This window comes from Lutibacter maritimus, from assembly GCF_900116115.1.
GTDB classification, from domain to species: Bacteria; Bacteroidota; Bacteroidia; order Flavobacteriales; family Flavobacteriaceae; genus Lutibacter; species Lutibacter maritimus.
Map to the genome: position 1 here is coordinate 201,109 of NZ_FOZP01000001.1, position 11,717 is coordinate 212,825.

Below are 11,717 nucleotides of genomic sequence, written 5' to 3' on the forward strand. Positions count from 1 at the left end.
AAATTTCTGCGCTTCTGTATTTTATCTGTTTAAATTTGGAGTCTATTTCTTTACTTTGTGAAAACAATGAATAAAATAATACATAACTGTAAATAATTAACAAACGATATTAATATCAAAACTAAGTGTAAAACTGAAAGCAAAACTATAAAGCTGATGCTATTTTAATCTTAAAAGATGAAGAAATTAAAGTCGAAAATTATAAAGCATTGGACAATATGATTTTATTATGATTACAGCAATCATGGGTACTCCCCAAATAACCGCAATTTCATTATTATATAAAGAACTTATTAAATGTGATAAATTTATATTTAATGTTTTTTCAACGGAAAATGTTGCATCTCAGTGGCTTCAAAATGGAATTAATTGATAGAAAAAAAATAAAACTTATGAAATACATTAAAATATTCGCTCTCATTTTAATATTTGCTAACTGTAAAGCTCAAGAAACTAAACTTCTTTTGAGTCAAAAATTAATATCACTATCTCAAACACCTATTTACGCTAAATTAACCGAGGAAATAGATGGTCAGATTGAATTTAAAAAGCAATTTAGATATTTAGATAGTATTGACATCTATTCAATTACATATCTTAGTGATGGATTGAAAATAAAAGGACTTTTGGTGAGTCCAAATAAAAAAGGTAAATATCCCTGTATTATATATAATCGAGGTGGAAATAGAGACTTTGGTTCATTAAAAATTGCTCATGGAGCAATAACACTTGGTCAAATAGCTAAAGAAGGTTATGTAGTTATTGCAAGTCAATATAGAGGAAATGGAGGTAGTGAAGGACAAGAAGAGTTTGGAGGTAAAGATGTGAATGATATAATTATATTACCTGAAGTGTTAAAAGAAGTAGAAGTTGCCGATACAAATAGAATTGGTATGTATGGATGGAGTCGTGGCGGAATGATGACATATTTAGTATTAACCAAAACCAATGAAATTAAAGCAGCAGTTGTTGGAGGAGCTATTTCAGATAATTTTGCTTCAATTGAAGATAGGCCTGAAATGGAAACAGGAGTTTTATCAGAATTAATTCCAAATTACGCTGAGAAAAAAGTTATTGAATTAGAAAAAAGGTCTGCAATAAAGTGGGCTGATAAATTTTCGAAAAACGTCCCAATACTCATACTGCACGGAACGTCTGATTGGAGAGTAAAACCAGAACAAAGCCTAAAACTTGCTTTAGAATTTGAGAAATATAGAATTCCTTACAGACTTATAATGTTTGAAGGTGGTGACCATGGAATTTCTGAACATAAAAAAGAAGTTGATGAACAAGTTCTTAATTGGTTCGAAAAATATTTAAAAAACAATGTATCAAAACCAAATATGGAATATCACGGAAGATAAAAAACTTATTTATTAAAGTGAATTTCCCTAAAAAAGATAAAGCTATTTGAGTATCGTCAACCCCAAACAAAAATAAGTAAACTAGAAATTGAATCAAGTTTTTTTAAAATAAAACATCATTTTTTGTCATATTTTTTTAATGTCACTAACTAAATAGTGACATTAAAAAAAATAATAAATTAAAATTTTAAGAAATGGAAAACACAAGAAAACTAATTCAAATTTTAACAAGAATTCAAATAATAAGTAGCATTTTTTGGGTTATTTTGCTCATAGTTTGTTACCAAGTATTAGGTGAGTCAAATAAAGAGATTAGCCTTATTTTAATATGTGGTTTCTTTATTGAGTTTTTACTTATAAGTTCATCTAAAAACAAATTGAAAAAGAAAAGTCAAAAAATAACTAATGGTAACACAGTATATAATCCATAGCTTGATCATTGCTTTTTTGGAGAACCCTCGCGGATTTTCCAGTAGAGGTTTATACATTTAATTGTTTGTACTAATAAAAGTAACGGATTATACATTATAATATTATTCGTAATTGAGAACCTTGATTAATTGCTGAAATTAGGTGCAAACCTTATGCAACATTTTATGTTTAAATAAAAAAACAACCCAATGAATAAAGGACTAAAAATATTTAGTTTAATTATATTTATAACTATTTTTAGTTGTAAAGTAAATAACAATAATAGAAACAAAATGAAGTCTAAAATTAGAAATGAAAATATTTTGATAAAAAATGGTGTTTGGAAATCAACCGGAGGGAATTTATTTTGGATTAATGTTGTCCAAAATAAAGTCTTTTGGTTACGCATGAACAACAAGACCAAAGAAAATGAGTTAGGTGAAAATTGGTGTCACGTTGGAAATGGAATAATAATTGACAATCGGATAATCTTAGATTGGTCAGACATTTCTGTTGGAAAAGGTAATTTAAATGGTAAAATAGTTATTGAAATAATGAGTAATATTAAAATGAAAGTTATTGAGGATTCTGGAAACTTTGGTATGTCAATCTGGAATTGGGAAAAAGAGCAATTGAATTTTAGTCAAATAACTAAATGACGTGTTAAGTGTTTTTAAAAACAACTAACAATAATATACTAATAAAGTAAGTGCTAAATTTAAAGTATTAACAAAAATGTCAGTAATAACCTGAAAAGTAAATGTCTAAAACTTGCTACTTTTAATATAATACTTTGCTGTACATAATTATAAAAAAAAACAAAACTATGACTGGACCTGATAATAACTTAAAATTCCCGCTAGCCAATTATGATAGGCTTTGTTTCTTAAAAAATATTGTAAAAAATCCTAACATTATTGTTGGGGATTACACGTATTATGATGATTTTGAAAATGTAGAAAATTTTGAGAAAAATGTAAAATATCATTTTGACTTTGTAGGCGATAAACTCATTATTGGAAAGTTTTGTATGATTGCCTCTGATGTAAAATTTATAATGAATGGAGCAAATCATTTGACAAATTCGTTAACTACGTATCCTTTTGCAATTTTTGGAAATGGTTGGGAGCATGCAATGGATGGAAAAATTTATCCTCAAAAAGGAAATATAAATATAGGAAACGATGTTTGGATAGGTTACAATGCTACTATTATGGCTGGAGTAACAATTGGTGATGGAGCTATTATTGCGACAAACTCAACTCTAATAAAAGATGTAGCACCTTATTCTATAGTTGGAGGGAATCCTGCAATAGAAATCAAAAAGCGATTTTCAGAAGATACCATTTCAAAACTGTTAGAACTTAAATGGTGGAATTGGGATATTGAAAAAATAACAAAAAATATTCAGAACTTAACAGACAATAAAATTGAAAAATTAATTGAAGAAATGTAAGCATAAAAGAAACGGAGTAACTGCTATAATATTTTCACATCCACTTCCTTATTTTCACGCTCCTGTACTTTATCTTTTTATATAGGTATGTATTGCTTTACTTTGTGATAATTATGAGTAAAATAGAAAAGATAGTAAATAGTAAATCCATTTCACTTTATTGGAGATGTCAAATTATTGGTTGGGGAACAGTCTCCATTTATTGGGCTTATATTGTATTTGCTAGAGATCACTATGGATACTTTTTAACTTTTTTGAATTACATTTTTGACATTTTAATCGGCATAACGTTAACCCATGGTTATAGATTCATTGCTTTAAAATTACAATGGAACTCACTTAGCTTGCCTCAATTATTTCGAAAAATTTTACCTTCAATTATACTTTTAGCAGTATTATACATGTTAGTTGTAAATATAAAATGGCATTTATTCTGGCAATTTATAGGGGGTAAAGAAATTAATTTTTGGAATTCACTAACATATTGGGATCCCGTTCTTCTCACAGGTTTGCGATTAATGTCAATATGGATTTTGGCCTATCATTTATATCATTATTACCAAAATAAAATCGAAGCTACCCAGCAAAACGCTAAGCTTTTAGTGATAGCTAAGCAAGCTCAACTAGATAATTTATCAGCTCAATTAAATCCACATTTTTTATTTAACTCTTTAAATTCTATCAAATCTTTAGTCATAGAAAACCCAGAAACAGCAAGAAGAGCTATTGATTTATTATCAGATTTATTACGATCGTCTTTGTATGAAAAAGACAAAGGTTTGATTGCTATAAAAGATGAATTAGCTTTAGTAAAAGATTATATAGAATTAGAGAAAATGCGTTTTGAAGAGCGTTTGCAGCTACAAGTTACTGTTGATAAAACACTAGAATCTTTTAAAATTCCAACATTAAGCATTCAATTATTAGTGGAAAATGCTATTAAACATGGCATTGATTCAAAGATTGAAGGTGGAATTGTTTCTATAACTATTAAAAAGGATGAAGATTTTGTTTCTATACAAGTACTAAATCCTGGGAGATTGTTTTTAAACAATACAAATAAGGGACTTGGCTTAAAAAACCTTCAAGAAAGATTGAAAATACAATACAAAGGCAACGCATCCATTGTTTTAGTTGAACTAAACCAAAATGTGGTGGAAGCAAAAATAAGAATACCATTTATAGACAATGAAGAAATTTAAAACAATTATAATTGATGATGAACGTTTGGCTCGTGAAGAAGTAAAACGTGCATTGAAAGGGTATCCAGAATTCGAAATTATTGGCGAAGCAAGTCATGTAGTTGAAGCTAAGGAAATGATAGAAAGTGTTTTGCCAGATATTATATTTTTAGACATTCATATGCCAGGAAAATCTGGATTTGATTTGTTAGAAGAACTCACAACAGTACCAGAAGTTGTTTTTACCACGGCTTACGATCAATATGCCGTAAAAGCATTTGAATTGAATGCCTTAGATTATTTAGTAAAACCTTTACGTAAAGAGCGTTTTGCAAAAACGATTGAAAAAGTAAAAGCAGAGTTAGTAAAAAAAGAAGAAATTAAAACGGATGTATTACCCATGCATCGAAAAATATTTATAAAGGATGGAGAAAATTGCTATTTTATTCCCTTGTCTGAGATTTATTTTATTGAGTCTCTAGATAATTATGCACGCTTGTATTTTGGGAATCAAAAAGCATTGATTAAACGCTCTTTAAATCTATTGGAAGAGAAGTTAGATCCAACCGTATTTTTCAGAACCAATAGAAGTCAAATCATCAATACACATTACATTAAAGAAATTTACCCGCATTTTAACAATACGCTTCATATTACACTAACTACTGGTGAAACGATAGAGGTGTCAAGCCGACAATCAGTGAAGTTTAAGAATTGGAATAGTTTATAAAGGAATAATCGTTTAATTTTCAACGTTCATTTACATTTATTTACGCTCCTGTACTTTTCATTTTTTGATAGTAATAAACACTATTACTTTGCGCTATAATTAATTTAAAAATCATATTATGAATTTTTTAAAAGCAATATCACAAATGTCAAAAATCATAGTTATAGCTATGGTTTCATTGTTATCAAATTGTAATGAAAACAATGCTTTAGTAGCAGAACAACCAATCCTATCTGATTATACAGTTGGAGAAAAATGGACTTGGAAATATAAAGGCGTAACAAGCGAAGGTGAAGTACGTTCGGATGGACAAGATATAAGAGAAATAGTTCGTTTAGATGGTGTTTTAGGTATGGTCATTGGAAAAGACACTATTCCAGTAACAGACATAGTGAAGCCAGAAGCAAGCGAAACGCCAAAATATAAATGGCCTTTAAAAGTTGGTGAAAAGTGGAGATATGAAGAAAATTGGACAAGTCAAGACGGCACTAAGGGGAAACAAAGTCAAGATGCAGAAGTTATATCTTTTAAAGAAGAAACTGTAGAAGCTGGTACCTTTATGGCTTACACCATTCTGTATAAAGGAATAGTTTCAAATTCAAGAGGATATAGTGCAAGAACAGATGAAGTTTGGTTATACGCTCCGGAAATAAAAAACTTTATTAAAATGACACAAACTCAAGACGACTTTTTGTATAATGAAGAGCTAATTAATTACTCAAATCCAAATAATAGGTAACACATGGTTTGTTATCAATCTTAAACAAGAAAAAATGAAAAAATTATTCCTGTTATTATTTCTACTAGCAATTAGTATTACTTCTTTTGCACAAGAATTACCATTTAATAAGGTAAAACTATCAGATTCAATAGCGCTTGCAAATCAAATGAAGCAATTGGCAACTGCCTGTGATCAAAAAAAATTATCAGCATTTGACCTATTTAAGTTTCAATTAATAAGCGGTAAGTATAAAGATGCAGTGGCTACTATAGAACAAAGCATCAAAGATACTCCCCGAGAAGAAAGTATCTATTTGGATATGTATCAAGCTTATTTAAAAGCAATAATATCTTCGAACTTTATAGATACTTTTAAACTATTATACAGAAAGCACCTCATGAATTCTGATGATTTTGAGGTGCTAAATATAGATGACACCTTAATTTCTAGAGATGCAACAGACTATTTTATTGCTGATTTTAACAATAGCTACAAAAATATTGAAACGGATACTATTTCAATGGAAAGAGCCCAAAGTTTAGTCAAGAAGTATTTTTTTAAAACGGTTTATGCAGCAACAAGAAATCTCTTTTTTGAGGAAATTAAGCATGATCACAAACGTAGATATCATATCAATGATAGCATTTTAATACAAACCAATGACGGCGCCGAGGTTTCTGTGGTGTTAATTCAAAGAAAAGGAACTACTTCCATTAAAAAATCAGCCATATTAATTGCATCTATTTATGCTGGAACCAATGAAACTGGAGCGATGTTGTCAGCCTCTAAAGGCTATATTGGAGTGATTATGAATACCAGAGGGAAACGATTAAGTAGTGGAGATGTAAAGCCGTTTGAATATGAAAATACCGATGTGTATGAAGTGATTGATTGGATTAGCAAACAACCTTGGTCCAATCAAAAAGTAGGCATGTACGGAGGAAGTTATAATGGGTTCACGCAATGGGCATCTATGAAACATAAAGTACATCCAGCATTAAAAACTATTGTTCCTATGGTGGCAATTGCGCCTGGGATTGATTATCCGATGGAAAACAACGTATTGCACAATTATTCGTATTCATGGAATTTTTATGTAAGCAATAATAAATTTTTAGATAATGAAGTTTCTAATGATTATAACCGTTGGGAGAACTTAAAAAACATCTGGTATAATTCTGGAGTGGCTTTTAATAAGTTGGATAGCATTGATGGAACGGAAAATAAATTATGGAATGTTTATATGCAGCATCCAAGTTACGATGATTTTTGGAAGAAAATGATTCCATATCAACAAGAATTTGCAAAAATTAACATTCCTATTTTGACCATTACGGGCTATTATGATGATTCTCAAAGAGGTGCTATGTATTACTACAATCAACATCATAAATATATAAAGAATCCAAATCACTATCTATTAGTTGGTCCATATGATCATTGGACTTCGCAAACCAAACCAGTAGAATATTTGAGAAATTATAAATTAGATAAAGCAGCTTTAATTAATATTAGATATGATTTGGTCTATCAGTGGTTTGATTATATTTTAAAAGGAAAAGAAAAACCAAGTATTTTGAAAGACAAAGTGAATTTTCAGGTGATGGGCACCAATAGGTGGATGCACAAACCAAGTATAAATGCTATGACGAATGATACATTGCAATTTCATTTAAGTGCTCATAAAATAAAAGATTTTTATACGTTGACACCAAAACCTAATGCTTCTAAAATTGAAATGACTGTTGATTTTAAAGACAGAAAAAACATGACTAATACCGAGTACTACCCATGGCCTTTAGAAAAGGAGAGTATCAATTTAAAAGATGGTTTGGTTTTTAAGTCGGAGCCTTTAAAAAATGATGCAATTATAAATGGGTCTTTTTTAGGGAATCTTGAATTTACGATCAATAAAAAAGATGTGGATTATTCTGTGATATTATATCAATTAACACCAGAAGGTAACTACTTTCATTTGAGCTATTATATTGGTAGAGCTAGTTTTGCTAAAGACAGAGAACATAGAAATTTACTAATACCGAATCAAAAAATACAAATTGCATTTGATAACTCTAAATTAATCAGTAAAAAATTAGAAAAGGGAAGTAGTATTGTAATTGTTGTTAATATCAATAAAAATAATAATGCTCAGATTAACTACGGAACGGGTAGGGATGTGAATTTAGAGACGATTAAAGATGCAGAGATTCCTTTAAAAATAATACTAACAGGGAAAAGTAGTATTTCTTTACCTGTTTGGGATGATCTAAAGAGTTAGAAAATTACAAAAAGCTTTACATAATCACTGCTAATTAGGGTGAATGAAGCTAATTATGAGAAGAATAAAAAAAGGACAAGATCTTCTTTACGCAATAATGAAAGAGAAATCAGATGGGAGCTTAAATGTTGAAAAGAGTATTTTGAGAAAGAAAACCATTCCTCAGTTTCATTAATAATCTTATATGAAGGGTTAAAATATCATAATTAAGAATGTTATATTCTACAAAATAAAAATACGTTTTATAATACTTCTTGCCCTTTTTAATAAGTCAAATATTAATTTCAAAAGTATTGTGCCTTCTTTACAATAACTCTGTAATTTTATATTTATAAACAGCTAAAACAAACATGCGATTTGACTTTGTTTTGTATTTATGAGCTTCTCCATAAAAGGGAGTTACTCTCTTTAATCTTCCAGTTTTTGGATTTTGAAACGAAAAATAAACGTACCAACGCTTTTTTAAACCACCGTGGTAAATTTTTACTTTTGAATACTTCTTCATAGAATATTCGGTAAAATATTCGGTACGTAATTTTATAAGTATTGAAGCCATAAAAAATGCGCTTTAGAGCGCATTCTTATTGACTTCCATTTTGTAGCGTGATCCAGAATTGAACTGGAGACCTCCGGGTTATGAATTTAACTTGAAAATAATTTTTATTGATTATCAATTAGTTAAAAATTCAATTTCACTTAAAATTGAGGTCAAAATATTCGCTAAAATATTCATCAATAAGAATGCTATTATTGTTTTGTCAGATTTTTACCAATCAGAATTTTTATTAGTCTTTAAACTGTTTATATAGTCATTTAGAAAAGTGTTAAAATAGTTTTCTAAATCATTTTTTGCTGATTCTGATTTTAATTTATCATTTTTCCCATAAATGCCAAGATCATATCCATTCATACTAATTTTAGCCCATTTAACATGTAATTTTCTTGAGTGGTCTATTGAATTTTTCAATTCAAAATTTGGAGGGTTAATTCTTATTTTTCCATCCTTAAATAGAAAAGTGATTGTATAATCCATGTCAAATATATTCATAGAATTTCTTTTGATTGAATTTTTAGCTTTTCCATTTATTGTTATTGATTCATTTTCCACCAAGCTAATTACATTTTGAGGTGATTTATAAATTGAATTGAAATATATGAGTGAGTTTTTAAATAATACATCCTTGTTGCTAGTTTCAAAATCTATTACGAGATATTCATTACCATCAATAGTTTTAAAACCATCTGGAGTTAACTTAAAGGATTGACAATTTGAACTAAATAAAGTGAAAAGTGTAATTATAATGGTTAAGTAAAATTTTATCATAGCATTGAAAAATTAGTGTTTAAAATTCAGATAATACTTTAATTACATTGCATATATATGAACATTCAGATAATTTAATCTTAAAATCAGGAAATTGTTTTTTGTCAGGGTGTAAGGAACTTAAAGTTAAAATTCCATTGTCAACATCCTGGGCCTTTATTTTTTTAAATATGATTCCTCGCTCATTATGAAAAAAGCAAAATATATCCCATTTATGAGAATGTAGCTTACTATTCCAATATATTTTTGGAATAGATCTACAATAAGCCCAATCACCTTCAGCTAAACTTTTCTTGGAACCATCATCCATACTTATACCTTCAACTTCAATTTTAAAGTATTTACTTCCGTTTGAAGGCATTTGTTTTACTTGTAGTTTTTCTGTTTCCAATTTTTTAATAGCTTCATCTGCAAAATAAACGTTGCTTAATCCTCCACGCCCTTTTACTGGTATTATGTATACTTCTTTTATAGGGTATTCTTCTTCATTGATTAGTTTTCCTTCAGGTTTAAATTGATTTTTTGGAGCCATTAAATTAACATCATTAAATGTGTCTTGTTGATTTAATTTGACTTGTATCATTTCAGCTTTTAAATCAGGTATATTTCTCTTGCCACCCTCCCAAGAATCTAATGTATGTACTGAAATATTTAATAAATCAGCAAAATTTATTCTAGATAAACCATACTTTTTTCTTAAAGCCCTTAGTTCTAATCCTGTCATATTTAAGTAGTTATATACAAAGTACTAAAATATTTGTAAAAATGTACTAAATAAATTTGGTACATTAGGTACAAAGTATGTATATTTGTAATGTGTTACAACAAAGTTAATTAAATGACTGAGTTAAAACAAGCATAATATTTAAAATACCTAAAAATGAGGACACATACATTAACCAAAACTGAAGAACAAATATTGCAAAATACAATGCAAGGTTTCAGTAACAAAGAAATTGCCTCTACAAGATTTAGAAGTGTAAATACAGTAATAACACATTGTAAGAGGATTAAATCAAAATTAAATGCCAAAAATATGTCGCATGCTATTTTGATTTATTTGGGATCAATTGACAATCCAAAGCAAATAGTTCAAGCTTTAATGTTTTTAGTAATACAGAGTTTTATCATTTTTTCAGAAAATGACTTTGAAATGAGAAGAGTAAATAAAATAAAAACCTTTAGAGCAAGAACAACTAACGTACGTAAATCTAATTAATATGAATACAATGTACCAATTACCAGTTTTAGAAACAGTTTTTGTTTGTGCTCCTGATGGTGTAATCACCATTCAAAAAAAAGTGAGTTCAATAATTAGTTCATACAGAAATAGTATTGCTAAAAATCATTTTAAAACCTATTCAATTTAAGATTATGTTTTTTATAAAACCTCAAATAAAACTTCCTGCATTGCCAATCATTAACATTTGGTTGCAAAAGGAATATGATCTTCTTCAATCTGAAGCAGATGTAATTGAATTTATTTTTAAAAAGCAGAATGAAATTGAAATTACAAATAATGTAGCAAGAATTAAAGCTATTGAAGCTTTAATAAATCCGTTGTATTCAATCATTACAAACAAATCGTATCAAAGTAAAATTAGTATATAAATGAAAAAAATAGACAACATTAAAAATCTATTCAATGATGCAGCTATTCAGCAAGACAGAAATGAGTTTTATGAAGTTGTAGCCAAAGAATTTGGTTTGGAAGTATCATCAGTTAGGGTAGGGTGGTTTCATCGTTTTGAAATCCCTAAAAAATACAAAATTCAAGAAAACTTAATTGTTATAATGCAAAATTTTATCGCTAATAAAAATGCTGTAATGATTAAATAATGTTAGCTGAAACTGTATATCCAATTATTAAAGCACTTGATGTAAGTGAGCAATTTAAGTTGTTTAAGCAGCTTGAAAAGGATATTCAGTTGAGAATGGATAATTCACACATTTTATCAGAAAAGGCTCAAAGAAAAATTGAAAGAATCAAATGGTTAAAAAAACACATTTTTTATCCACCAAAGTAAAAATTATGAAAACCCAAATTACAAAAGGAATCATAGCATTGGCTGCTGTACCAACAGCATCAATATATCTCTTCAAATCTATAGAAATCTCGATCATACTTTTTATTGTGATTTTATTAGCAAATGTAAGTGTGTTTTTATCAATCGGATTCTATTTAAAAAATGTTATAAGTAACTATTTCTGGGTAGATCCAAAAATATCAGAAAAATTAAAAAAATAACCCA

The 11,717-nt window shown here is 28.5% G+C and carries 16 protein-coding genes; 13 read left to right on the forward strand and 3 right to left on the reverse strand.

The genetic code is table 11. The features are described from left to right. Window positions 1-392 precede the first annotated feature (392 nt). The 7 genes from BM335_RS00930 to BM335_RS00965 all read left to right on the forward strand — a co-directional run bounded on the left by BM335_RS00930 (window position 393) and on the right by BM335_RS00965 (window position 8,141). Window positions 393-1,364, forward strand: a complete 972-nt coding sequence (locus tag BM335_RS00930; RefSeq protein WP_218157792.1) for an alpha/beta hydrolase family protein — start codon at window positions 393-395, stop codon at window positions 1,362-1,364. Between the two features lie 620 nt (window positions 1,365-1,984). Next, window positions 1,985-2,434, forward strand: coding sequence for a hypothetical protein (locus BM335_RS00940; RefSeq protein ID WP_090222044.1), 450 nt, complete (start codon window positions 1,985-1,987; stop codon window positions 2,432-2,434). A 167-nt stretch (window positions 2,435-2,601) separates the two neighbouring features. Then, the gene (locus tag BM335_RS00945; RefSeq protein WP_090222048.1) at window positions 2,602-3,231 is read left to right on the forward strand and encodes a CatB-related O-acetyltransferase; all 630 of its coding nucleotides are present in this window, start codon (window positions 2,602-2,604) and stop codon (window positions 3,229-3,231) included. A 113-nt stretch (window positions 3,232-3,344) separates the two neighbouring features. Then, window positions 3,345-4,433: a sensor histidine kinase gene (locus tag BM335_RS00950; RefSeq protein ID WP_090222051.1), complete on the forward strand. Its 1,089-nt coding sequence runs from the start codon at window positions 3,345-3,347 to the stop codon at window positions 4,431-4,433. Further along, window positions 4,420-5,142: a LytR/AlgR family response regulator transcription factor gene (locus BM335_RS00955; RefSeq protein ID WP_090222053.1), complete on the forward strand. Its 723-nt coding sequence runs from the start codon at window positions 4,420-4,422 to the stop codon at window positions 5,140-5,142. The genes BM335_RS00950 and BM335_RS00955 overlap by 14 nt, the downstream gene beginning before the upstream one ends. 118 nt (window positions 5,143-5,260) lie before the next feature. After that, window positions 5,261-5,881 carry a hypothetical protein gene (locus tag BM335_RS00960; RefSeq protein ID WP_090222056.1) on the forward strand — a complete coding sequence of 207 codons (621 nt, stop codon included), beginning with the start codon at window positions 5,261-5,263 and terminating at the stop codon, window positions 5,879-5,881. Between the two features lie 34 nt (window positions 5,882-5,915). Then, window positions 5,916-8,141 carry a CocE/NonD family hydrolase gene (locus BM335_RS00965; RefSeq protein WP_218157793.1) on the forward strand — a complete coding sequence of 742 codons (2,226 nt, stop codon included), beginning with the start codon at window positions 5,916-5,918 and terminating at the stop codon, window positions 8,139-8,141. A gap of 304 nt (window positions 8,142-8,445) precedes the next feature. Here the strand turns inward: BM335_RS00965 and BM335_RS00970 are convergent, their stop codons facing one another. From BM335_RS00970 to BM335_RS00980, 3 genes are all read right to left on the reverse strand, one after another. Next, complete coding sequence (locus BM335_RS00970) at window positions 8,446-8,697, reverse strand: hypothetical protein (protein WP_090222059.1); 252 nt, start codon at window positions 8,695-8,697, stop codon at window positions 8,446-8,448. Window positions 8,698-8,907: 210 nt separating this feature from the next. Then, window positions 8,908-9,465, reverse strand: a complete 558-nt coding sequence (locus tag BM335_RS00975) for a DUF4468 domain-containing protein (RefSeq protein WP_090222061.1) — start codon at window positions 9,463-9,465, stop codon at window positions 8,908-8,910. 19 nt (window positions 9,466-9,484) lie between these two features. Further along, window positions 9,485-10,189: a helix-turn-helix domain-containing protein gene (locus tag BM335_RS00980; protein ID WP_090222063.1), complete on the reverse strand. Its 705-nt coding sequence runs from the start codon at window positions 10,187-10,189 to the stop codon at window positions 9,485-9,487. 156 nt (window positions 10,190-10,345) lie between these two features. Here BM335_RS00980 and BM335_RS00985 point away from each other — a divergent pair, with 156 nt between their 5' ends. The 6 genes from BM335_RS00985 to BM335_RS01005 are packed head-to-tail and all read left to right on the forward strand — an operon-like array spanning window position 10,346 to window position 11,713. Beyond that, window positions 10,346-10,684, forward strand: a complete 339-nt coding sequence (locus BM335_RS00985) for a response regulator transcription factor (RefSeq protein ID WP_090222065.1) — start codon at window positions 10,346-10,348, stop codon at window positions 10,682-10,684. A gap of 1 nt (window position 10,685) precedes the next feature. Then, window positions 10,686-10,835 (forward strand): hypothetical protein, encoded by a 150-nt coding sequence (locus BM335_RS15615; RefSeq protein ID WP_177219120.1) that lies wholly within the window; start codon window positions 10,686-10,688, stop codon window positions 10,833-10,835. A gap of 4 nt (window positions 10,836-10,839) precedes the next feature. After that, window positions 10,840-11,076: a hypothetical protein gene (locus tag BM335_RS00990; protein WP_090222067.1), complete on the forward strand. Its 237-nt coding sequence runs from the start codon at window positions 10,840-10,842 to the stop codon at window positions 11,074-11,076. Continuing rightward, window positions 11,077-11,304: a hypothetical protein gene (locus BM335_RS00995; RefSeq protein ID WP_090222069.1), complete on the forward strand. Its 228-nt coding sequence runs from the start codon at window positions 11,077-11,079 to the stop codon at window positions 11,302-11,304. It abuts the gene before it with no gap. Beyond that, entirely contained in the window at window positions 11,304-11,492 is a 189-nt protein-coding gene (locus BM335_RS01000; protein WP_090222072.1) for a hypothetical protein, read from the forward strand. Before BM335_RS00995 ends, BM335_RS01000 begins: the two co-directional genes overlap by 1 nt. 5 nt (window positions 11,493-11,497) lie before the next feature. Continuing rightward, complete coding sequence (locus BM335_RS01005; protein ID WP_090222075.1) at window positions 11,498-11,713, forward strand: hypothetical protein; 216 nt, start codon at window positions 11,498-11,500, stop codon at window positions 11,711-11,713. Window positions 11,714-11,717 lie beyond the last annotated feature (4 nt).